Here is a 22,980-nt window from a genome sequence, read left to right as displayed (position 1 = left end):
CTACCAGGCGGCCAGCCCCGACAGTCCGTGCCGGTACGTGAGGATGCCGGCGAAGGCGGCGACGCCGGTGAACGCCGCGCCCGCGCCGAGGTAGAACACCCACTCGATGCCGACGTTGCTCATCAGCCAGCCGCCGGAAAGCGGTGCCAGCACCGAGCCGGGCCGCCAGACCAGATCCCTGACACCGAAACTGGACGCGACACCCTCGCCGGAGCCCTCGTCGGCGAACAGCGCCATGCTCGCCGGCTCGCGGATGGAGTCGGCCACACCCAGCAGGCCGTTCAGCGCGATCAGCGGGAGGAACGCCGGCGAGAGGTCGCCGAAGTACGGGAACACCGACGGGAGGCCCAGCGCCGCACCGACAGCCGGCGTGAACGGGACGACGACGGCGACCAGCCCGTAGGCCAGCCCGCCGACGAAGACGAACCGCGCCCGGCCCTGGCGGTCCGAGAGCCCGCCGGTGTAGGGCTGACAGCACATGTTGGTGAACTTCTCAGCCGCCAGCACGACGGCGACTGCAGTCGCGCCGTTGACGGCGGCGTTGTACCCCAGCCCACCGCGTGCGGCTGCGACGCCGGCGAAGATCGGCACCCACGTCCGGACCAGCGTCACGGCGACGGCGTACTGGGCTCGAAAACTCGTGATCGTGAGGATCCGCCGGTTGAGCGCCAGATCCGCCAGCGCGAACCCCTCGGTGGTCGTCTCGTCGGGCTCGACGAACAGCCAGACGGCCAGGAAGGCCACGGCGGTGATCGCCACGAGCAGGCCGAAGACGGCGTCGAAGCCGAAGCGGTCGTACAGTAGCCCGGCCGACAGCGACCCGCCGATGGCCGCCGCGAACCGCCAGGCGTTCGAGGTCCCGATGGTGGTCCCCCGAGCACTGTCGCGGGCCAGTTGCCCGACCAGCGCCAGCGCTAGCAGGCCCGCTGTCGTCGCGGCGATGCCCTGGAGCCCGCGGACGAAGACGAACCCCCAGCTCGACCCCACGAGCGGGAACAGCCCGTAGACCACCGCTGCAAGGCCGAGGCCTGCCAGCAGCACCGTCCGCTTGTCGAATCGGTCGCCCAGATACGACACCGGGATCACCGTCCCGGCCTGGGCCAGCGTCAGCCCGGTCGCGAACATCCCCAGGACGAACCCCTCGGGCTCCAGCAGGTCGATGTACGTCGGCAACAGCGTCAGTAGCGTGACGATGCCGAACGAGGTCGCAAAGCGGGTGCAAAACAGTGCCTGGAGCTGTCTGCGTGCGGTCACTGCGTTTGGACAGCGGACTCCCCGAGTAATCGGTTACGGTCCGTCGAAGATATCGTCGCGCGGTCGGGAGAAAAGAAAGACAGTTGCGCTCGCCGATCAGGCCTCGGGCAGGTCGATTGCCCCGACCTGTTGCATGAGCGCCAGCATGTCCGGCTGGACCCAGCGCTCGGCGATACGGTCGTCCTCGAACCGGGTGAAGACCATGTTGTCGATCTCGACGTCCTCTCCGGTGGCCTCGATGCCCATGAACTCGCCGACGTGCCGTCCGCGTAGCGTGACCCGCATCGCGACCGTGTCGTCCTCGGCGACGCTGTCTTCGACGGTCGCCGAGAAGTCCTCGAAGGCGTTCCGGACCGACTCGATCTGTGCTTTCAGGGCGTCCCGCCCCGAGATCTCGCCCAGTGGGCTGTGGTCGGCGACGTCCGCGGTGCAGATCTCGTCGATCAGGTCCAGTTCGCCCCGTGTCGCGACCGCCTCCGGGAACTGCCGTGCCAGTCGCTTGTGTTCTACCAGTGTGTCAAGTGCTGTCATGTTGTCCGCTCCCTGCGCCCGGTGTCGACACGTCTCGTTCGGCCGCTGTATCGAGAATCGAGCGCCACAGAAACCTACCCTGTGTCACACGGTAGCTCTTGTTACACCTTGCTCACGGACAGTCACCGGTTGGTCACGGCTCCATCGGCGGTGCGTCGTCCCCGACAGCACGGTTTGGCCGCTCAGTCCGAGGCTTCCGCGGCCGCGACGGGTGCGATGGCGATGTCCATCCACCTTTTTCATCGTCGGGTGCGCTCGCAGTGCTCGCGCACCCTCCTCGAAAAACGTGGGCGAAAAAGCGGAGCCTCGCGCTGCTCGGCTCCGGTGTATCAGTCCGAGGCTTCCGCGGCCGCGACGGGTGCGATGGCGATCTCCATCTCCACGTCCTCGACGTCCCATGTCTTGCGGTGGCCGTCGGCGACTTCACTGAATTCGTCGGCCCGGACCTCCTCGGCGATGAGATCACGGTGCTCGTCGACCAGCGCGGCCACGCGCTCGTCGGCGACACCGAGGTCGACGACGATGCGCTCTTCGATGTCCAGTTCGAGGTCCTTGCGCATCTCCTGGACGCGGCGGATGACCTCGCGGGCGTACCCCTCGCTCTCGATGTCCTCGGTGAGTTTCGTGTCGACGTAGACGACGCCGCCGCCGTCCAGTGCCGCGAACTCGGTGCCGGTGACGCCGGCAGGCGTCTCGCGCCGGAACTCGACCATCTCCTCGGTCAGGTCGACCGGTTCGCCCAGTTCGTCGGCGACGGCTGCTTCGAGTGCGTCGACCGAGCGCTCGGTGACTCGCGCGTCGTTGAGCGCGTTCATCACGCGGCCGGCGTCGTCGCCGAAGGCCGGGCCGAGTTTGCTCATGTCCGCCTCGGCGGAGTAGCGCAGTTCGTCCCACTCTTCGTCGGCGCCGACGACCTCGACCGCACGGGCGTTCAGCCGGTCGGCGATGATCGCTGTCTGGGCGTCGACGGCGTCGGCGACGGCCTCGCTGTCGACGTCGACGATCACGCGCGTGACCGGCCAGCGGAGTTTCCGCTCGGCCTGCTGGCGGGCGTTCGAACCGGCCTCCTCGACCTCGCGGACGACCTCGATCTCGTCTTCCAGTGCGGGGTCCTGCAGCGACTCGTCGGGTTCGGGCCAGTCACACATGTGGACCGTCGGGTGGCCGGCGTCGCCGGTCAGCGCGCCGTAGACCTCCTCTGCGACGAACGGCGTGAACGGAGCAAAGAGGGCTGCGACCTCCTCCAGCACCCGGTACAGCGTGGCGTAGGCAGCCTGTTTGGAGGCCGAATCGGCCTCGTCCCACATCCGCTCGCGGACGACCTGGATGTAGAACCGGGAGACGTCCTCGACGACGAAATCGAGCAGTTCGTCGGCGGCCTTGTCGTTCTCGAAGGCCTCCATGTGCTCGGTCATGGCCTGCTCGACGGTCTGGAGTCGCGAGAGGACCCACTCGTCGACGAGTTCGAGGTCGTCGCGGACGTCCGCGACGGTCGTCGCCTCGGGATCGAAGTCGTCGGCCCGCATGTACGGCAGCGGGAACCGGGCGACGTTCCAGAGGATGTTGAGCCGCCGTTGCATCTCGGCGGTCTCGTCCCACGAGAAGTTCATGTCCTCGCCCTGGGCCGTCACCGACAGCAGGAAGAGCCGCATCGGGTCACGGCCGTACTCGTCGATGACCTCGTGGGGGTCGACGAGCACGCCCTTGGACTTGGACATCCCACGGCCGTCGGGCATGTTGGCGTAGCCGTGCATCAGCACTTGCTTGTAGGGGATCTCGCCGGTCGCGGCCGTCGACATGCCCAGTTGCGACCAGAACCACCCACGGGTCTGGTCGTGGGCCTCCATGATGAGGTCGGCGGGCCACAGTTCCTCGAAGGCCTCGGTCTGCTCGGGGTAATCGAGGGTTCCCCACGTCGCCACGGAGGAGTCCAGCCAGACGTCGAAGACGTCGCCGACGCGCGTGTAGGTCGTCCCGTCCTGCGTGATCGTCAGGTCGTCGACGGTCCCCTTGTGGAGGTCGACGGAGTCGGGGTCGATGTCCTGGTCGACCAGGTCGGCCAGTTCCTCGCGGTCGCCGACGACGACGACGTCGTCCATCGAGCCGTCCCAGTCTTCAGGTGTCCAGATGGGGATCGGGATACCCCAGTAGCGCTGCCGGGAGACGTTCCAGTCGGGCGCCTCCTCGACGAAGTCACGGAAGCGGTTGTCCCGCGCCCAGGCGGGGTACCACTCGCTGTCCTCGATGTTGGCCAGCAGTTCGTCCTTGATGTCGGTCACCGTGATGAACCACTGGTCGGTGACGATGCGGACGATGTCGGTGTCACAGCGCCAGCACTGCCCCTCCCGTACGGAGTGGCCGTCCTCGTGGGCCAGCAACAGCCCCTTCGAATCGAGGTCGGCGATGACGTCGTCGTTGGCGTCCCGGACGAACGTCCCCGCGTATTTGCCGGCGGCGTCGGTGTAGACGCCGTCGCTGCCGACCGGACAGAAGATCTCCAGATCCAGTTCCTGGCCGCGCTCGAAGTCCTCCTCACCGTGGCCCGGTGCGGAGTGGACCAGGCCCGTGCGGTCGGCCTCGACGTAGTCGGCGGTGTAGACCTGTCCCGACCCCTCGGCCTGGGCGTGGTCGGGCACTTCCTCGGCCAGCGGATGGTCGTACGCCCAGCCGACGAGATCCTCGCCGGACAGTTCCTCGACGATCTCGTAGTCCTCGTAGCGGCCCGCCTTCAGGACGTCCTCGACGCAGGGCTCGGCGACGTAGAGTCGCTCGGTCTCGCCGTCTTTGGTGGCGTCGACGCCGACGTACGCCAGGTCCCCGTCGACGGCGACGAAGGTGTTGGCGACGATGGTCCAGGGGGTCGTCGTCCAGATGACGACGCTGCCCTCGCGGTCCGCCAATGGAAACTTCACGTAGATAGACGGTTTGCCAACGTCGTGATACTCGACCTCGTTGTTGGCGATGGCGGTCTCACACCGGGGACACTGGTTGATGGAGCGCTTGCCCTGCTCGACGAGGTCCCGCTCGTGGGCCTGCCGGAACCCCCACCAGGCGGCCTCCATGTACTCCGGATTCACCGTCTTGTAGGGGTCGTCCCAGTCCATCCAGACGCCGAAGTCCTGGAAGTCCGTCTGGAGGCCCTCTAACTGCTCCTCTGCGAAGGCCTTGCACTCCTCGATGAAGTTCTCCTCGCCGAACTGCTCGATGTCCTTCTTGTTCTCGAAGTCCAGGCGCTCCTCGACTTTCGTCTCGATGGGGAGGCCGTGCATGTCGTAGCCCGGCCGGTCGGTGACGTCGTACCCCTGCATCCGGAGATAGCGGATGTAGAGGTCCTTCAGGGTCTTGTTCCAGGTCGTCCCCATGTGGGCCGCGCCGGAGGTGTAGGGCGGCCCGTCGACGAAGAAGTACGTCTCCTCGTCGGCACGATGTGCCGTTGTCTGTTCGTAGGCGTCGACGTCGTCCCAGTACTCGAAGACCGTCTCCTCGACGGCCTCCGGGTCGTACTGGTCGTCGATCGCGGCGAATCGGTCCATACCGGTCACATTCGCCGCCGGCATTAAATGACAATCGGTTACCTGCGCAGTCGCCCACGTCACCGTCGTTCAGTCCGGGTCGGTTTTCAATACGGTTATCCTGTTGGGGAACGAATATGTGTGCGACACGTCGCTCGCAGCCGACGGTCGCCCACACGCGATGGAGCCACACGCCGACCCCGCATCTGTCTCGGAATGTGTCCTGCTGAGCGACAACCATGGGCTGATCGACTGGGTGTCGCCCGAGTTCGAGGTCGTCTTCGGTCGGGACGCCGCCGACGTCGTCGGCGAACCGGTCACGTCGGTGCTGGATACACCAGTCACCGACCGATCTGCTGGCGCGCTCGAACTGACGACACGAGACGTCACCGTGACGGCCGCCGACGGGACGACCCGAGACCTGTCGGTCACTGTCCTGCCGCTGGCCGCGGACACCGCCACGCTGTATCTGTGCCGGCCGGCAGCGACGGAACCGCTCACGCTCCAGACCGTCCTCTCTCGTGTCTCGGACAGCATCGTCGCACTGGATACGGAGTGGCGCTACACCTACGTCAACGAGTTCGCCGAGGCACTACTCGGCCACGCACGGGATGACCTCCTCGGGGAGTCCATCTGGAACGTGTTCCCGAACGCGGCGGAATCGGCGATGCAGCGGCAGTTCGAGCGGGCGATGGAGACACAGGAGCCGGTCACGCTAGAGTGGTACGGCGAGAGCGTCTCGACCTGGTTCGAGATCCGTGCCTATCCGTCGCCCTCGGGCATGTCGATCTACTTCCGGGACATCACCGAGCGAAAGGAGCGCGAGGCGGCGCTCCAGCAGGAACGGGACTTCACCGAGCAGCTTCTGGACGCGAGCCCAGTCGGCATCTGCGTACTGACGCCGACGGGGCAGTTCGTCCGGGTCAACGAACGCGCCGAGGACATCCTCGGCGTCTCTCGCGACGTGCTACTCGACGAGTCGTTCCGGGAACCGACCTGGGAGGTCCGCGGCCCCGACGGCGAGGAGTTGGCCGACGAGGAGTTCCCGTTCACCATCGCGCTCCGTACCGGCGAACCGACGTTCGGGCACGAACAGACACTCAGACGGGCCGACGGAACCCGCATCTGGGTCGCGGTCAGCGCCGCACCGATCCATGCCGAGGGGTCGATCCACCGTGTCGTCGTCACGTTCGAGGATATCACCGAGCGCAAGGAGACTCAACAGCAGTTCGAAGCCGTCTTCGAGGGGACGCTCGACGCGCTGGTACTGGCCGACGACGAGGGCAACTATCTCGCAGTCAACGACGCCGCGTGTGCACTGTTCGGCCGGTCTGAAGACGAACTCGTCGGTCACAACGTTGCGGAGTTCGCCCCCGCCGGGTACGACGTGGCAGACGCGTGGTCGACGTTCGTCGACGAGGGGGCGATGCGCGGGGAGTTCCCCATCGTCCGCTCCGACGGCACGGAACGGATCGCTGACTTCGCCGCGACGGCGAACGTCCGTCCGGGCGTTCACCTCTCGGCGCTGCGCGACGTCACTGAACGGCGGGCCGACGAGCGACGCCTCGCCGAACAGCGTGACGAACTCCAGCGACTCAACCGCGTCAACGAACTCATCCGTGACGTGAACCGGGCCATCGTCGCCGCGACGGACCGGGACGCGATCGAGTCGGCCGTCTGTGCCAGTTTCGCCGACTCCGACCGGTATCCGGTCGCGATGACGCTCGGCCTGGCGGCCGACCAGACGCTCCAGGTTCGCCACCTCGCCGGACTGTCTGGCGGGGTGTTCGATAGTGTCGAGACGGCCGGCGACGACGCTATCGAACAGTCGATCAGGACAGCGGTCGAGACGAACGCACCGACTGTCGTCACGGACCTGCAGACAGACCCCGAACTGTCGGCGTCGGTCCGTGCTACGGCCGCACGGGTCGACGTTCGAGTGCTCGGAAACGTGCCGATCGAGTCCGATGGCGTCGTCTACGGTGTCCTGTCGCTCGCAGCGACCGACGCCGACGCGTTCGGCGAGCGCGAGCAGGCGGTCTTCGGCGAACTGGGCCGGATCATCGGGACGGCCATCGACGCCATCCAGACGAAGAAGCTCCTCTATGCCAGCGCCTTCCAGGAACTGGAACTCGAACTGACGGCCGAGACCGCCCCCTTGCTCGTGCTCAACGACCGAGTCGGCGGCGTGTGGCACCTCGACGGTGTCGTCCCGGTCGGGGTGGGCCGCTATCTGGTCTACGTCAACGCCGATGAGACGTCCGTCGACGGGATACACACCGCGAGTGACGGGATCGAGGGTATCGAAGTGCTCCGGACTATCGAGACAAAAACCGAGACGCGGCTCGAACTCCGTCTCGGCGGTGATTCGCTGTTCGGGACACTTCTCGATGCCGGCGGTTGGATTCGCGGTGCGACCATCGAGGACGGCACGGGCCGTTTCGTCGTCGATGTCACGCTCGATACCGAGGTCCGAGCGTACATCGCACGGCTCGAGCAGGGCGGTATCGACGCGACCATGCGGACCAAACGCGAGGTCGAACGAACGCCCTCTGCCTGGTCGGACAGCGAGGCCGCCGACAAACTCACCGCACGCCAACGCAGTGTCCTCGAAGCCGCCTTCCGCTCTGGCTACTTCGACTGGCCGCGTCGCCGGACGACCGGCGAGGAACTGGCCGACGCCCTCGACATCGCCTCCTCGACTCTGCATCAGCATCTCCGGGTCGCCACGGCCAAGATACTCGAACAGTATTTTTCCGCGGACCCCTGGGAACCGGACTGAGCGGATTCCGGGACTGCCACTCTCGACGACCAGACAGGATACCGGACTGTTCCGGTACACTGTTCATACTGCCGAGTATGCTACGCTGAGCTATGAGGTCACAGAACGAACGGCCATTCCAATCGCTGGGCGACACGGTCGATATCCTGGGGAGCCACCGGCGTCGACTGCTCCTCGCGATCCTCAGCAGTCGGTCGGAGCCGATCCACATCTCACGACTCGCGACGCGACTCGTCGCCCGCCAACAGGACAAACCACCGACGGCAGTGACCGACGACGAGCGCCGACGGGCGGAGATTCGTCTCCATCACGCCGACCTACCGATGCTCGCTGCGGCCGACCTCGTCAGGTTCGACGTACCACGGGCAGAGGCCGCGAGTAGAGACCTCCCGCTCGAAGGTGACGACTGGCTCGAGATGCCAGTCGCCGAGGCCCTCGCGGCATGGAACCGGTGACCGGGATTCGGAACATTCTGGTGTCTGATGTGACACGTCGGCGCGGTCAGCGCTCGCGCTGGAGGACGAGCGCGGCGGTCTGGCCGCTCTTCTCCGTGATCGGTGCGACGACCTCCCAGCCGTCAGCGCCGAGTTCGTTCAATTCGTCTTCGGGAACGCTGCTCGAACCGAACATGCCGGTGTCGACCTCGAACACCTTGTACTCGTAGGAGGGCATACACCCGGAGCGACCGGTGCCACCGGTACCAGTCTTGTGGTCGCCCGCTAGTGGTGTTTACTGTAGCAGTCGAGAGTTCCCAGAGCCAGAAAGCCCCACCCAGCTCGGTTGACCAACCGGCTACGGGCGGGGCTTTCTGGCTGTTTGTGGTCGAAGTTGCGTACCGAAACACTGCTGCTTGCGTCGAGCGCGGGATGAAAACACAGTTAGTCCCTGAATCTCGTGAGATGAGGTAGAGACAATGGTACACACGAGCGTCATCGGTTGCGGAAATATGGGCAGTGCCCTCGTCATGGGCCTCTGGAAGTCCGGGAACCACACGATCGTCGCGTGTGACCTGGACCCGGACGCCCTGGCGTCCGTCGCCGACTACAGCACGGAGACGACAGCGGACATCTCGCGGGCAGCGGAGGCAGATGTCGTGTTCGTCGCGGTCAAGCCCGACATCGTCGAGGCGGTGCTTTCCGAACTGGAACTCTCGGCCGACCAGACGCTGGTCTCGATCGCGGCCGGCGTCCCCACGGAGTTCGTCGAGGCCCGGACCGACGCCGACGTGGTCCGGATCATGCCGAACCTGGCCGCCGAGACACGCGACATGGCCGCCGCCGCCACGGGCGACCTCTCGCCGGCGGTCCGGGAACTGCTGAACGACGTCGGCGAGTTCGCCGAGATCCAGGAGCGCCAGATGGACATCGCGACCGCAGTCAACGGGTCGGGACCGGCCTTCGTCTTCTATTTCATCAAGGCTATGACCCAGGCCGGCATCGCGGGCGGGCTCGACGAGGAGGAAGCCGAGGTGCTTGCGGCCCAGACGTTCAAAGGCGCCGCCGAGACGGTGCTGCAGGACGACCGCACCGCCGACGAACTCATCGACGCCGTCTGCTCGCCGAACGGAACCACCATCGAGGGTATGGAGGTCCTCTGGGACAGCGACGCCGACGCCGCGCTCACCGATGCGGTCGCGGCGGCCGAACAGCGGTCGAAGGAACTGGCGGCCGCGTTCGACGATGAGTGAGGCTGTCGACGCCGAGACCGTCTCGGCGACCCGGCAACTGGCGGCCGACGCACAGCGGGTCATCGTCAAGGCCGGCACCAACTCCCTGACCGACGAGAGCTCGAACCTGGACGACGAGAAACTCGACAAACTCGTCGACGATGTCGAGGCCCTGCTCTCGCGGGGCAAGGAGGTCCTGCTGGTCTCCTCCGGTGCCGTCGGGGCCGGCATCGGCCGGGTCGACCACGCCACGGAGACCGTCGAGGAGTCCCAGGCGCTCTCGACGGTCGGCCAGAGCCATCTGATGCGCCGCTACACCGAGAGCTTCGAACGCTACGACCGCAAGGTCGCCCAGATCCTCATCACCGAACACGACCTGGAGAACCCCGAGCGGTTCACGAACTTCCGCAACACCGTCGAGACGTTGCTGGACTGGGGGATCGTCCCCATCATCAACGAGAACGACGCGGTCGCCACCGAGGAACTCCAGATCGGTGACAACGACATGATCTCGGCCTCCATCGCCATCGGCGTCGAGGTCGACCTGTTGGTGACGCTGACCGACGTCGGCGGCGTCTACACCGGGAATCCGAAGGAGGATCCCGACGCCGAGCGCATCCCGGTCGTCGGCGAGAACTACGACGAGGTCGAGGATATCGTCTCGGAGAGCGCGACCGGTGGGTTCGGCGGCATCCAGACGAAGGTCAACGGGGCCCGTGACGTCAGCGAGCACGGTATCCCGGCGATCATCGCGGCGTCGACCGAACCCGACGTCCTGCAGAAGGTCGCCACTGCCGAATCGGTGGGCACAATATTCGTCCCGATCAACGGTGGTGTAGATGACTGACGCGACCGAACAGCAGGTCGAGGAGGCACAGTCCGCGGCCCTGCGCCTGGCCAACGTCGACGCTGCCGAGCGCGACGCCGCACTCGAAGCGATCGCCGACGCCATCCGGAAGAACAGCGAGGCCATCCTCGACGCCAACGCCGAGGACGTCGAGGCCGCCGAGGAGATGCTCGCACAGGGCGAGTACACGCAGGCCCTGGTCGACCGGCTGAAACTCGACGCGGGCAAACTCGACAGTATCGCCGAGATGGTCGAGTCCGTCGCCGACCAGGACGATCCGCTGGGCAAGACCCTGGCGGCCCGCGAACTCGACGACGATCTGGAACTGTACAAGGTCGCGGTCCCCATCGGCGTCGTCGGGACCATCTTCGAGTCCCGGCCCGACGCGCTGGTCCAGATCGCCGCGCTCGCGCTGAAGTCCGGCAACGCCGTCATCCTCAAGGGCGGCAGCGAGGCCAGCGAGTCCAACCGCGTCCTCTACGAGACCATCGTCGAGGCCACCGCCGACCTGCCCGACGGCTGGGCGACGCTCATCGAGGCCCACGAGGAGGTCGACCGCCTGCTCGAACTCGACGACAAGGTCGACCTGGTGATGCCCCGGGGGTCCTCGGAGTTCGTCTCCTACATCCAGGACAACACCCAGATCCCCGTCCTGGGCCACACCGAGGGCGTCTGTCACGTCTACGTCGACGAGGCCGCCGATCTGGAGATGGCCGAAGAGATCGCCTTCGACGCGAAGGTCCAGTACCCCGCCGTCTGTAACGCCGTCGAGACGCTGCTCGTGAACGACGACGTGGCCGAGGAGTTCCTGCCCGGGATGGTCGAGCGCTACCGCGAGGCCGGCGTCACGCTCCGTGGCGACGCCGCCACCCGCGAGGTCGTCGACGTCGACCCCGCGACCGACGACGACTGGGAGACAGAATACGGCGACCTCGAACTGTCGATCACGGTCGTCGACGACGTCTACGCGGCCGTCGACCACGCCAACACCTTCGGCTCGAAACACACCGAGTCCATCGTCACTGAGGACGCCGACGCGGCCGAGACGTTCATGACCGGCATCGACGCTGCCAGCGTCTTCCACAACGCCTCGACCCGCTTCGCCGACGGCTACCGCTACGGCCTGGGCGCCGAGGTCGGCATCTCGACGGGCAAGATCCACGCCCGCGGCCCGGTCGGCCTGGAGGGGCTGACGACCTACAAGTACTACCTGGAGGGCGACGGCCAGCTCGTCGCCACCTACGCCGGGGACGACGCCCTGCCGTTCACTCACCGGGAGTTCGACGGCGAGTGGCGCCCAGGCCACCTCGCCGACGAGTAACGCCGTCTGATGCCGACGTTTCCCGCTCCCGACAGCCAGCACGCGCTGGCCACCGACTGTCGGCGCTGTCAGAACCTCCCCGAGAGCCGCGCGTGTATCTCCTGGGGGAACGGCCCGCTCGACGCCAGCGTCGTCGTGGTCGGCGAGGCACCGGCGGCGGGCGACCCCGACGCCGACCACTGGCAGGGCGGCAACCTGACCGGGATGGCCTACACCTCGCGGGCGTCGGGCCGGAAGATCCGCGACCTGCTCGCCGACGCCGACTTCGGCCACGAGGACTGTTACTTCACGAACGCGGTATACACTCTTCAGTGAATAATTTTTACGTACTATCTACAGACAGGACCTCTACAGTATAATTCGATACCAAGGTTTGTTCATTTCCTCTTTTATCTTCTTTCCGGCATCGTCAGCTGTCGACGTGATTTGAGAGTATTGCTCAATGTGATTTTCCGCGCCTTGACTGAATTCTGTTGACTCAGCTGCGGCTTCGATTGCCTGCCCAATCTGGTTGAATTCGTCATTTCCAAACCTATCGATGGCATTTGCGTACTCCGGTCCCAGCTCCTCCGCTTTCTGACTGAGTTCCGAGCGTAATTCTGCGGATGTATTAGCGTTACAGATCGGGACTGTATACTCGTTCAACCATCTCCAAATTGAATACCCCTGGACATGTGCACCACTATTACTACATCTGAATACAATGCTTGGTTTGACATCTTGAGATGACATCAATATACCACTACTCCCACTACTATTGTACGTTCCTTTCTCTTGGATCTCATTTTCTAAATCGCGCAGAAACCGATTCAGTGATTTAATATCTTCGTCTATCTTGTTGACTCGTTCCCGAACCTGTTCATCGAGCTCGCTAAGTTCACTGGGGGTAAGCTGGCTGGAGAGTAACTTTATTTGCGAACTTTGTTCCTCAAAAGAGAGGTTTCCCTCCGAGTAGGACGTTACCGTATCAAATAGCGGAGAGTAGACATTCTGAACGAATGCCTTTCTATCAGATACACTTTGTTTAAACCCAATTCCGAGTAGAGTTGTTAATGAACCTCCAATTATTGGGAGTAATCCTTCTAAAACTATTACTAATAAACCAATGAGTGAATCCCCTGTTGCGGTGGGCGTGGCTGTCGGAGTGGCCATAGCTGTCTGTCCTGCGGATAAATTAAAAAAGCCAAGTATCTCACTCGTTCTAATTGATCATATTCTTGAGCGTTTTCTTCCAAAGTCTTCAGGTTAACAAACACAATATCGTAGTCCTTGAAATTGACAGATTCATCCCACCCTCTTGACTCATGGACGAAAGGTAATTCAGTCCCTTTAGATAGTATTCTCGTAGACATGTTTGTGGGTGCTGGGATTATGATGTTAATGATATAAAAACACGGCGAGGGAATAGGGCTCAAGCGCCGAGGGTATAGTGTGGACTGATGAGGCGCTGGACGTACTCTCCCCCAAACAAGGGTTAATAATAGAGATACGTTTCAAGAGAACATTATCTCATGTTCTCCGCCCCCTTGTTGACGGAATCCTACGGAGCCATATCGGAATTGCGTGTCCTTTCGCCTCAGGCAGTATGGATTCAGGATGGAGTGAGTACCATCCGGATGTAGGGGCCTCTCAGTTAGTATATTAACCACCGTAATGGGCTATCGCCCAGTGCCATACATGCTGAGAGAGCTTCCTTTTTAGCCGCCCCCATAACCGTATAGACGGCCGCCAATTCCCGCTTTCACGGGTTATCGGCAGAAGCACGAATTGCTCTTCCTCAACTCCCCCAACCTACCTCTCCTTCGATAGGCATTTTGTTCATCTTTCGATGGGGGTCTGTGAGAAGACTGGATCTTATCGCTGGCCTTTCCCACAGGGCTTACTTGATAATTGATATTCGCTCAAGACGCATAAAACCGTCGCTAAGGCTCTCTATCTACATTCCCCAATAACCAAAGTAGTGAGAAAGACCAGCGATAAGATCCATTTGGAAATGATGGCCGGAGTGAAATAATACTGTCGGTAATATCCCTACTATGGACAAAATAATACCCCTACTGAAAGAGCACGGGATTAGATCAAGGATTTTGGAGGATTTGATCCAGCGGGATTGGCTAAGAAGGCGAAGCTATATTTTTCCTACCGGCACTCCTCAGAGGAGACCCCTACACGGCGGTAGAACACTCCATTTACTACGTAACCACTCTCGACTCTCTCAACCTCGGCATTCTCGTACCGAACTAAGTAGCCGATATTCTCGCGGGTAAGCACTTCTCCGTCGTCGGACGCAAAATCCCCATCCAAATCCGCTGTATCGTCATTCATACATCTGTATTCCTGATGAGCAGACCGATTACTCAGATTTCATTTAGCAGTCTATAGTTTTATAATCTACATTGGGATCTTTGATAGTCTAATTTGATGGCGTAAAGATGTTAGAACGGATTCACAGAGAGACACCCTCCATGTTACTTACTATGTCTGGTGGGGAATACGATTCGAAAAATAGGTGGTGGTCCCTGGACCGATTCCCTCTTTCTCAACAGCTGTCTATATGAGGAGAAAACCCCCCTCTCGGGGTTAAAATCGGATAATCATATCCCGCATCTTCGTTAGAGCTTCTTACTTACCCTCAACAGCGACGAAAAGCTCGCCGTTTACGATGAACCCGCGCTCTATCCGTTCGACGGCAGTGGAAGACTTCCATCCTATGTACCCGATCTGCCTGTAGGTAAGAACCCGGCCACTGCTGGTGCCTTCGTAGCGATCACCGGGTTGGAACGGAGCATCAGTTACCATCGATTCGGCTTTTACTGTGTCCGCATTGGGCGTAGAGGTTTCGGACAGGAAGTTACCGTCACTTCACCATCTCTTGGGTGTCAGTAGTGGAAAAAATAGGAACGAATTCCGGTTCTGATGATTATTCGCCATGTGTCCGTAAGTAATCTGCATAAAACGAAGCGTATGCACCTACGACATTACCTGTAGAAACAAATGCTATGTCCTGATTGCGGATGGTACGATTCATGGGAAGAGAGCGGGAGCCCGTACTGCGAGTTTTGCGGCACTCTCCACAGTGCGACTTCAGATGACCCTCCTGAAGCTCACAAAGCGATTGCAGAAGCGCGAGAGTAAACGAGATGGGCAACTCTGATCGGACTCCCGAAGAGCAGGCCGTGACAGATACGGTCGAGGAGATGAGGGGGTAGGGGATACGCCGAGGAACACGCCGCACTGATACTGTTAGACGCGCACCGAATCGGGCTAATCGATAGATCCCATGGCGAGTGAGCCTGTGGCACCGCCGTATACCCTCCTCACAACGTTGACAGGGCCAGCGTCCGGGGAGTGAGGGGAATCCAACACGGACACCTCAAGCCGCTTCACGCCTCCCCTGACAGTGCTATTCCGTCGCTGTCCTCCAATCATCAGGCCACATGATATGCCGAAGCTTGATTTGATGGCGTTCTAACTAATGTCCATGCCTGGATCTGATGAACAGCTGTGGGACTCCCAAACGCCAAACGAATATTTCAACCGTAGCATTGACAGTAGCAACATCGAGTATCCCTCTGATATGGGGGCCGAGGCGTGGCTGTTGAAACATACCACGATGGTGGGCGACGGGAAAGCGAGAGGGTTGTTGCGGGTGTATGGAATAGTCGCTAATATCCCTACTGAGAGCCACCAGCGACAGGCGATTGTAGAGTCCACGGATGGTGTGGGGTCAGATACAGCGAAGATTCTCCAACAGCAGTTGCAGCAGTGGCGTGATCAAGGCGTTATTGGTGGGATGGACTATGATTCTGAAGGCAACCCGTACACCATCTTCTTCCCAGATGAACTTGGTTCAGCGTGACTGAGAGGACTTTGACAGAGACCTCGTGTTGAACAGGCTAATGAAGCTACCAAATTGATCAATCAAAACTTCGCTGGGGTGGTGTGTTGGTGTCTTCAGCATATAACCCACTCTTAGAGTCGAGTGCCAATTTCTCTGGTGGGCGAGTGGTATTCATCGCGTCATTTTCAACTCGCTTCAAGCGCCTCTTAGATGGCTCTATACGCCCGCTGTATTGCGGTTCTATAATCTTATAGGTCTATATGGTCGGCAACCACTGAAGTAGTAGAATTTCAACTTTCGCCCTCCCTCTCTAAACGAGAGTGTCCTATAACGGTTATACGAACGACCCATCTTTTCGCTGATGGTAGATATTACCCTCTCAAAAGATCAAGAGATGGATTAACTCTTTTATACTTTTTAAATGTATGAGTTTCTATAAAATACGTCGGATGATAGCTGATATTAAGAAGTTTTCCTCATCTTCGCCCGAAATTGGCGGCTTAATAGTTCTAATGAATATTCAAGGTGAAATAGCGTGCCAATCTGGCATAATAATGTAGCCAGGATTTAATTTACATCTATGGAAATACAATCGGAATAATAAATTTGAGCTTACTCGCTCCGTATTAATTTCCCCTTGATATATGCCGTACCAACCGAAACATGTAGATAGAATAAAAAAGAATATTCAACTCGGACATAATACTCGAACCAGAACCATCGTACCGAGTTTTATAATTCAATGTCTAAATTGAAACCCAGTGTAAAATGGTGGCTCTTCCTTAGCTCATACATTCCATTATTTGCCATATTGATCATCAAGCACTGGGATTTCAAGTTCATTATCCCGAACACAGATATTGGCAGTCTCCAATTTTTGTCTGGGTTGAAGATTCCAATTCTCTCCATTGGATGGGCAGTTCTGGCGGTGTTCTCGTTAGCAATGCTGTTCCTTGTTATTGATGTACGTAGATCAAAAGGCGGAGAAGACTTCAAGAAAGTAGAATCATACCGTAGCCGAGACGAACTAATTACCAGTTATATACTGGTGTATATTTTCCCATTTGTGGTACTTGACTACTCAGCAGTAGAGAATTGGATTGCATTTCTGATTTTCTTCTTAGTAATTGGACTCATTCAGGTACGGTCAACCCACCTGTATGTGAATCCGATATTAGCATTGTCGGGCTATCGAATCTATGAGGTTGACACCGGCAATCGGACAGTGACATTGGTGACGAAAGAGGGGTTAGCAGACTCAGTAGAATCGGTGAGGACGGTGGAATTAAGTAACGATGTTCACATGACTGTATAATGCCAAGTCCGGAGGAAGCCAAAGAAACTCTTTCCGATGCCTATGATTTTCTTAATGGTACCCCAGAAGACAGGGTACAGGAATTTTTGCTGGCAAAAGAGATCACCGAGGAGTCAGACGAAGATGATGATACTCCCGCAGAGAAGGCATTAGAGATAATCAAAGTCCCACTTCACGAGGAGATACATACCGAGTTGAATAGTATCTTTGTGGAGGAGATGTACAAAATTGTCTCCAGTGTGGTCAAGAAAGGAGACAGACCCATATCTAAGTATAGTGCCGGGAACATTCATGAAGAAAAAGTCCCTGTCCAACATATTCCGTTTAGTGAGATCCCGGATTACGAATTATTCCGCCCACTTTCCGACTCTAATTCATTTCGTGAAGATTCATATGATGGGCTTGGATCTGCCGACTTTCAGGTTTTAAGAGTCCGAGATAAGTGGGGAAATATGTTTTTAGCATTCCGGAAATTCACACGGAACCAAATCGTAGGCAGCTCATGGAAAGTCAAATTGGCGCTGAAAGATAATGAATACGATAAGTTTGAAGAGAATCTATTCGCACTCCCAGAGACATTTGATGCATTCTTGTTCAATGGACATCTGTTCGTGATAAATCAGGGTAAGTTCGAAGACATCTTCAATTATTTCAGTGAATATGAAAACCGGACTGAGAAGGTTCTCGAAGGGTTGGAAGAGAGCGAAATTACTATTCACAATACAGATTTCTTCATGGACTCAATCAGCAATGACAGATCCGCTCTCCGAAAGATGGCCGTTGTTGAGGAGCGGGGTCTGTACAAAGAACTAACCCCAGATATAGTAGAAGACGAAATTGATCAGTATGGGTTAAATGTTGAAACTAAGAAAATCGATGATGTGTGGGGTATAGTTCTCCCGAGTAAGGGTGATAAGAAAGATTTGATTAAAATCCTAAACGACGACAACCTGTTTTCTGAGTCTACTGAAACACGCTATCAAACTACAGGTGGAAAACGTCAGGTGTGACTGATTTCACTTCAATTGCTACTGATGAGGCTGCGGTGGGATAGCTGAAAGCCAGACCATGTTAGAATCATTCTTGTAGACTGCTCTACTGTGGACCGCAATCGGGTTCTATGCTGGATACTCCCCCCATACGATGCTTTGATAAGAAGGGACTGAGCATTCCCCGTAACTCGCGTACATGAGCGTCCAGATAACTGAAGAGATTGATGTAGATGCCATTCAGGACTTGGTAGAGAACTATCAGTCTCAAACAACCCACGACCGGAAGCAGTTGAAGGAAGCTGCGGTCCGACAACAGTTTATCAACCCGCTTCTGCGGGCACTTGGCTGGGATACTACGACAGACCAAGTGAAGCCTGAACAGCGGACTTTGGTGGGTGATGCAGATTACGCCCTCAGTCTGAACGGCCGAGAACAATTCTTCATTGAGGCGAAAGCCTTCTCGAAAGATCTTGATGGAAGTCGCCGGGTAAACAGCAGTGAAGCACAGTCATACGTTGAACAGGCGATTGACTACGCATGGCACCAAGGGTGTGATTGGGCTGTCCTCACCAATTTCGCTGAACTTCGTCTCTACTTTACTCACGTCAACAAGGACAATCTTGAGAAGGGACGTGTCTTCACCCTTACAGCAGACGAGTATACGACTGATGACGGGTTAGAGCAATTAGCGAAGCTGTCTAAGCCAGCGGTATCCGACGGGTCGCTTGATCGATTAGAGCGGGTTCGAGAACGCGATACTGTTACAGAAGAAATCCTGAATGTTCTGTCCGAAGCTCGGATGCGACTTACACAGGATGTGCATGACTCTCACCCGGAACTTTCGCTTGATGAGCTTCGGGACGGTGTTCAGAGAATCTTAGACCGGGTAGTAGTAATGCGGGTCGCGGAAGACCGCGGCGTAATCCCAGCAGATACACTACTGAATATGTCCCAGTCTTGGGAGAAGACCACCATCAACCCGGACGTTCGAACTTTGGTACGCGACCTGAAGAACGCGTTTCGGGATTTTGATTCGGTCTATAACTCGGAGCTATTCGCTGAACATCCCTGTGAAGACTATGAAATCTCAAATGATGTGCTCTTGGAGATAATTGACTCCCTGTATGATTACAACTTCTCCTACATCGACGCAGACGTGCTTGGAAGCATCTATGAGGACTATCTTGGTCACGCGATAGATGATAAGTCCGAGGATCTGGAATTGGTTCAGCAGCCGGATGAGCGCCGTGAAGAGGGAATATACTACACCCCTGTCCCTGTTGTTGAATACATTGTCGAAAGCACGTTGGGCGACCGGATAGACGGTATCATGGGTAACGTACGGGAAGAGTTGAATCAAGAGAATCCCGACTTTGAAGCTGCCCGCGAAGAGTTTGATGCGATAGAACAAATTTCAGTCTTAGACGTGACGTGTGGAAGCGGGAGCTTCCTTATCAAAGCATTCGATCTGCTGGTAGACGCCTACGAAGAGTATCAGGACTTGGTTCGCTCGATCAATGGGGACATGAACGTCCAAGAATATTCCGCGGCTCTCACCATCCCAAACGACTACAAACGTCACATTCTGCGGAACAACATCTTTGGGGTGGATTTAGACTACCAAGCTACTGAAATCGCCACGGTCAACCTGCTACTGAAGGCATTGAAGAAAGATGAGAAGCTTCCTGCGATTCTTGAGGACAATATCAGGGCAGGGAACAGCCTGTTGAATGGGTCCGCTGAAGAGGTAGCAGATGTTCTCGATATTTCTGTTGAGGAGGCCGAAGACTTGGGGGCGTTTGAGTGGGAGGAAAAGTTCGGCCACATCTTTGAGGAACGGGGTGGTTTCGACGTAATCGTAGGAAATCCACCGTGGGGAGCAGATATGAGCGGATACGAATCTTGGTTGGAGAGTGACCAGGGATATGAGTTGGCGGCCGGTCAATACGACTCGTATGAGTTGTTTTTAGAGTTGGGCGAGGATCTTCTAACAGAAGGGGGGACACTGGGATTCATTATCCCTGATAGTATGTTCAACGAGGATTCAGTACCTCTACGACGTTGGTTGGCTGATCGTCATCAATTAGATCAGGTCCACAAGTTGGGTGAAGGAATCTTTGATAGTGTCTTCGCGGCTACTGCTATCGTCCAGTATACGAATGTCAAGCCCCAGGAGGAGCACGAAGTAGAGGTAAGTCTACTTCAGAAAGCAGACCGGAAACGGATGCTTGGAGCAGGTGGTGAAGCGCTATCGAGTATTATTGGAGATAAGATGCACATCACTGAACAGGGCCGGTTTACCTCCGACGAAGACTATGTGTTTGATATTTGGGCAGGTAAAGAAGACCATGCAATCCTTGACGTAATGGAAACCAACACAGTAGATTGGTCACAGGTAATTGACAACGGACGTGGAGATGAAACAGGGCGAGAAGGGGAGATACTACAATGTCCCTATTGCACCGAATGGAGTCCGTTTCCCCGAAAGCGGGCCGAGTCTAAAGGTGGGGGGTATTATTCCAAAACATGTGACCACTGTGGAGAGGAATTTGAATTTGAAGAAGCAATCTCTACTCGGCGAATCGTGAAGGACGAACCGACCGAAGAATGCAGTACACCAATCTATTTTGGGGAACACGTCAATAGATACCGCATTAGCGATAATGCATACATTGACGCAGATGTTGAGGGTGTCGGATTGAAAGACTCATGGCGATTTGAGTCACCAAAACTCCTCATCCGAGAAGCAGGCGTGGGCTTCTATGCCACCGTGGACAATACCGATGCTCGATGTTTGAAATCAGTAATGTCATTCCGACCGGCTGAGGAACGGGAAGAACCGTTTGATAATTATGATATTGAGTATTTCTTGGGCTTACTCAATTCTCGTGCGATGCTCTACTACTATTCAAAAACTAAGGGAATTGTAGAATGGCAGTCGTTCCCCCGTCACCCACAGAGCTTCATTATGTCGCTCCCTATACCGGAGATTGATTTTGAGGACCCTGATGAGAGGAAAGCGTATGACGAGTTTGTTGAGTTAGTGAAGCAGGCGACAGAGAATGATGAGCAGATAGAAGAGGACTTAGATTGGGAGATTGAACGAGCGGCACTGGACCTTTACGGGATTGAAAACGAAAAGCGACCCCGAATCTGGAGCGAATTGAAGAAACTACAGCGGCTCCGGATTGTTCGTGAGTTGTTCCCTGACGCGGGTGAAGACTGAAATAAGTGAATCTGAGCCGAGAATACTAATTTATCATAACGGTAGACGATGATCGTGCCAACGAAGTTGCTAATGGTCGATTCGGCCTACTGAACATCTACCCGCCGTGTTGCCACCACAGTCTAAGCAGATCGCGTTTACGCCTCATGCGAGGGGAACAGTGACTTCAAACTGTACTTTCCTCACTCGTCCCGAAGCGTTGATACGCTTCTTTCACGTCGTCGTCGATCAATTGTAAGTATTCCATCGTCGTCTCTATGTCCGTGTGACCGAGGTGCTTCTGTACCGTTCGCACGTCTATACCTGATTTCAGGGATTCGACGGCGTGGCCGTGACGGAGAGCGTGGGCGGTAACACGGTGCCAAGGACGGCCCATCGCGTCTCGGTTCATCACTTCCTGAATCCCCGCGTTCTCCGCCGCTTTCTTTACAATCTCGTTTATTTGCATAGGGACTATATGTTCCGCTCTTTCAGTGGGAAAGAGGTAGTCGGATTCTTGGGCTTCTGCAAATGACAGCCTACCACCTCGGTCTACCCACGCCGTCAGTAGGGTATCAAGCGAAGGCTGATAGTAGACCATTCGCCTGCTTTCGGTTTTGGGTGACCAGACTTCGATACTCCGCTCTTCGTGGTTGATGTTGTCGAGTTCAATGATGGCGATTTCACTTCGGCGTAGCCCGGTCTGCCATAGGAGCCGAATCATCAATTCGTTCCGTAATTTGGGCTGTGGGACGTTCTCTACGAGTTGTTCCATTTCTTCGGGTTGGATATAGACAATATCCGCAGTCTCCGATTTCACCGACTCACGCCCACCGAAGTCGCTCCGTTTGAGTCCATCTCCCTCGAAAGGCGATTCGTCCATCAATCCACGCGTACCAGCGAGGAACGCATAGAGATTTTTGACGGACTGGTAGCGACTCTGAACCGTCCAATCAGCGTACCCGTCGTTCTCTTCGCGGCGTAGGAATTGGTGAATAGTCCATGAGTCTACTTCGGTCGGTTCCATGTCTTTCTCGGAAAGGAATTCGTTGAAGACTCGAAGGTCGGATTGACGCGTTTGGAACGTACTTTCAGCTTTCGAGGCTTTCACGTCGTCAAGGTACTGTTGAATATGCTGGTACATTTATTCCTGCTTGTAATATCGCGTCTCGTCTCCGAATTTGTCGGTCGTATAGACGAGTGCGATTTCGTTCTGAAGTTTCTCAAGCGCTCTTTCAATGCGAGACTCGTCACTGTCGAGTCGGTCGGCAAACTCACTCACCGATCCAGCACCGATTTCGTTTTGTCCCGGTTTTCGCCCCTTGTGATAGTTCTCTATCTCGGCCCGGCTTGGTAGAATCTCGAATAGGTCTGCTGCCAGTTCCGAAATTTCGGGGTTATCTCGAACCTCTTGTTCGATGTGATACAGCCGGTCTTCGACGTTCTCAATACCGGTTTGGATTTTCTTCGTGTTTTCCAGTAGTTCCGATAGTCGCCTTTGGGCCATTTCGTTACTACCGACAGACGAGTCCGGAGTAGCCTCCTGTGCGATTTCGGCTTCGACCGCTTGGCGGACGAGTTGGGAGAGAGATGTAACGTCCGGGCTCTCTTCGACGTACTCTTCCCATCGCTCTTTTTGCTTCTCGGGAATGACCATATTGAATCGAGATTTCTCAGTCATTGGTCCTTCTCGCGTATTGATACGTCTCTCTTA

General features: G+C 57.5%; 15 protein-coding genes and 2 pseudogenes. 9 read left to right on the top strand and 8 right to left on the bottom strand.

Going from position 1 to position 22,980, the window contains the following annotated elements:
• The 3 genes from Hhyl2_RS11795 to ileS all read right to left on the bottom strand — a co-directional run bounded on the left by Hhyl2_RS11795 (position 1) and on the right by ileS (position 5,318).
• Complete coding sequence (locus Hhyl2_RS11795) at positions 1-1,254, bottom strand: MFS transporter (protein ID WP_483550966.1); 1,254 nt, start codon at positions 1,252-1,254, stop codon at positions 1-3.
• Positions 1,255-1,350: 96 nt separating this feature from the next.
• Complete coding sequence (locus Hhyl2_RS11790) at positions 1,351-1,785, bottom strand: ester cyclase (RefSeq protein WP_483550965.1); 435 nt, start codon at positions 1,783-1,785, stop codon at positions 1,351-1,353.
• 329 nt (positions 1,786-2,114) lie between these two features.
• Positions 2,115-5,318 carry an isoleucine--tRNA ligase gene (gene ileS / locus Hhyl2_RS11785; protein ID WP_483550964.1) on the bottom strand — a complete coding sequence of 1,068 codons (3,204 nt, stop codon included), beginning with the start codon at positions 5,316-5,318 and terminating at the stop codon, positions 2,115-2,117.
• 118 nt (positions 5,319-5,436) lie between these two features.
• On the opposite strand from ileS, the gene Hhyl2_RS11780 reads away from it, so the two are divergent.
• Positions 5,437-8,079, top strand: coding sequence for a PAS domain S-box protein (locus tag Hhyl2_RS11780; RefSeq protein ID WP_483550963.1), 2,643 nt, complete (start codon positions 5,437-5,439; stop codon positions 8,077-8,079).
• Positions 8,080-8,171: 92 nt separating this feature from the next.
• Positions 8,172-8,534: a DUF7344 domain-containing protein gene (locus tag Hhyl2_RS11775; protein WP_483550962.1), complete on the top strand. Its 363-nt coding sequence runs from the start codon at positions 8,172-8,174 to the stop codon at positions 8,532-8,534.
• 46 nt (positions 8,535-8,580) lie between these two features.
• Here Hhyl2_RS11775 and Hhyl2_RS11770 read toward each other — a convergent pair whose 3' ends face one another.
• Positions 8,581-8,751 carry a DUF4177 domain-containing protein gene (locus tag Hhyl2_RS11770; protein ID WP_483550961.1) on the bottom strand — a complete coding sequence of 57 codons (171 nt, stop codon included), beginning with the start codon at positions 8,749-8,751 and terminating at the stop codon, positions 8,581-8,583.
• A 241-nt stretch (positions 8,752-8,992) separates the two neighbouring features.
• Here Hhyl2_RS11770 and proC point away from each other — a divergent pair, with 241 nt between their 5' ends.
• The 4 genes and pseudogenes from proC to Hhyl2_RS11750 all read left to right on the top strand — a co-directional run.
• Positions 8,993-9,766 carry a pyrroline-5-carboxylate reductase gene (gene proC, locus Hhyl2_RS11765; protein ID WP_483550960.1) on the top strand — a complete coding sequence of 258 codons (774 nt, stop codon included), beginning with the start codon at positions 8,993-8,995 and terminating at the stop codon, positions 9,764-9,766.
• A complete protein-coding gene (proB, locus tag Hhyl2_RS11760; protein ID WP_483550959.1) occupies positions 9,759-10,592 on the top strand; it encodes a glutamate 5-kinase in 834 nt (277 codons plus the stop codon). Before proC ends, proB begins: the two co-directional genes overlap by 8 nt.
• Complete coding sequence (locus Hhyl2_RS11755; RefSeq protein ID WP_483550958.1) at positions 10,585-11,913, top strand: glutamate-5-semialdehyde dehydrogenase; 1,329 nt, start codon at positions 10,585-10,587, stop codon at positions 11,911-11,913. The genes proB and Hhyl2_RS11755 overlap by 8 nt, the downstream gene beginning before the upstream one ends.
• Positions 11,914-11,922: 9 nt before the next feature.
• Positions 11,923-12,213 (top strand): annotated as a pseudogene (locus Hhyl2_RS11750) (uracil-DNA glycosylase family protein); the annotation flags it as partial.
• 48 nt (positions 12,214-12,261) lie between these two features.
• Here Hhyl2_RS11750 and Hhyl2_RS11745 read toward each other — a convergent pair.
• Positions 12,262-13,065, bottom strand: coding sequence for a hypothetical protein (locus Hhyl2_RS11745; RefSeq protein WP_483550957.1), 804 nt, complete (start codon positions 13,063-13,065; stop codon positions 12,262-12,264).
• A gap of 2,329 nt (positions 13,066-15,394) precedes the next feature.
• Between Hhyl2_RS11745 and Hhyl2_RS11740 the strand changes: the two genes are divergently transcribed.
• From Hhyl2_RS11740 to Hhyl2_RS11730, 3 genes are all read left to right on the top strand, one after another.
• Positions 15,395-15,772 (top strand): hypothetical protein, encoded by a 378-nt coding sequence (locus Hhyl2_RS11740; protein WP_483550956.1) that lies wholly within the window; start codon positions 15,395-15,397, stop codon positions 15,770-15,772.
• A 1,296-nt stretch (positions 15,773-17,068) separates the two neighbouring features.
• Positions 17,069-18,079 carry a Kiwa anti-phage protein KwaB-like domain-containing protein gene (locus Hhyl2_RS11735; RefSeq protein WP_483550955.1) on the top strand — a complete coding sequence of 337 codons (1,011 nt, stop codon included), beginning with the start codon at positions 17,069-17,071 and terminating at the stop codon, positions 18,077-18,079.
• A gap of 178 nt (positions 18,080-18,257) precedes the next feature.
• Positions 18,258-21,287, top strand: a complete 3,030-nt coding sequence (locus Hhyl2_RS11730; protein ID WP_483550954.1) for an Eco57I restriction-modification methylase domain-containing protein — start codon at positions 18,258-18,260, stop codon at positions 21,285-21,287.
• 166 nt (positions 21,288-21,453) lie between these two features.
• Here the strand turns inward: Hhyl2_RS11730 and Hhyl2_RS11725 are convergent, their stop codons facing one another.
• From Hhyl2_RS11725 to Hhyl2_RS11715, 3 genes and pseudogenes are all read right to left on the bottom strand, one after another.
• The gene (locus Hhyl2_RS11725) at positions 21,454-22,149 is read right to left on the bottom strand and encodes a tyrosine-type recombinase/integrase (RefSeq protein ID WP_483552024.1); all 696 of its coding nucleotides are present in this window, start codon (positions 22,147-22,149) and stop codon (positions 21,454-21,456) included.
• A gap of 27 nt (positions 22,150-22,176) precedes the next feature.
• Positions 22,177-22,410 (bottom strand): annotated as a pseudogene (locus Hhyl2_RS11720) (site-specific integrase); the annotation flags it as partial.
• The gene (locus Hhyl2_RS11715; protein ID WP_483550953.1) at positions 22,411-22,947 is read right to left on the bottom strand and encodes a hypothetical protein; all 537 of its coding nucleotides are present in this window, start codon (positions 22,945-22,947) and stop codon (positions 22,411-22,413) included.
• Between the last annotated feature and the right edge of the window lie 33 nt (positions 22,948-22,980).

The organism is Haloarcula sp. H-hyl2 (assembly GCF_056934385.1).
Note: the sequence above shows the minus strand (reverse complement) of the source record. Positions and strands in the feature narration are given on the sequence as shown.

Excerpts from the sequence above, each read along its gene's own strand:
- Hhyl2_RS11790 (WP_483550965.1), bottom strand. The coding sequence starts at position 1,785 with ATGACAGCACTTGACACACTGGTAGAACACAAGCGACTGGCACGGCAG.
- ileS (WP_483550964.1), bottom strand. The coding sequence starts at position 5,318 with ATGGACCGATTCGCCGCGATCGACGACCAGTACGACCCGGAGGCCGTC.
- Hhyl2_RS11775 (WP_483550962.1), top strand. The coding sequence starts at position 8,172 with ATGAGGTCACAGAACGAACGGCCATTCCAATCGCTGGGCGACACGGTC.
- Hhyl2_RS11770 (WP_483550961.1), bottom strand. The coding sequence starts at position 8,751 with ATGCCCTCCTACGAGTACAAGGTGTTCGAGGTCGACACCGGCATGTTC.
- proC (WP_483550960.1), top strand. The coding sequence starts at position 8,993 with ATGGTACACACGAGCGTCATCGGTTGCGGAAATATGGGCAGTGCCCTC.
- proB (WP_483550959.1), top strand. The coding sequence starts at position 9,759 with ATGAGTGAGGCTGTCGACGCCGAGACCGTCTCGGCGACCCGGCAACTG.
- Hhyl2_RS11755 (WP_483550958.1), top strand. The coding sequence starts at position 10,585 with ATGACTGACGCGACCGAACAGCAGGTCGAGGAGGCACAGTCCGCGGCC.
- Hhyl2_RS11745 (WP_483550957.1), bottom strand. The coding sequence starts at position 13,065 with ATGGCCACTCCGACAGCCACGCCCACCGCAACAGGGGATTCACTCATT.
- Hhyl2_RS11740 (WP_483550956.1), top strand. The coding sequence starts at position 15,395 with ATGCCTGGATCTGATGAACAGCTGTGGGACTCCCAAACGCCAAACGAA.
- Hhyl2_RS11735 (WP_483550955.1), top strand. The coding sequence starts at position 17,069 with ATGCCAAGTCCGGAGGAAGCCAAAGAAACTCTTTCCGATGCCTATGAT.
- Hhyl2_RS11730 (WP_483550954.1), top strand. The coding sequence starts at position 18,258 with ATGAGCGTCCAGATAACTGAAGAGATTGATGTAGATGCCATTCAGGAC.
- Hhyl2_RS11725 (WP_483552024.1), bottom strand. The coding sequence starts at position 22,149 with ATGGACGAATCGCCTTTCGAGGGAGATGGACTCAAACGGAGCGACTTC.
- Hhyl2_RS11715 (WP_483550953.1), bottom strand. The coding sequence starts at position 22,947 with ATGACTGAGAAATCTCGATTCAATATGGTCATTCCCGAGAAGCAAAAA.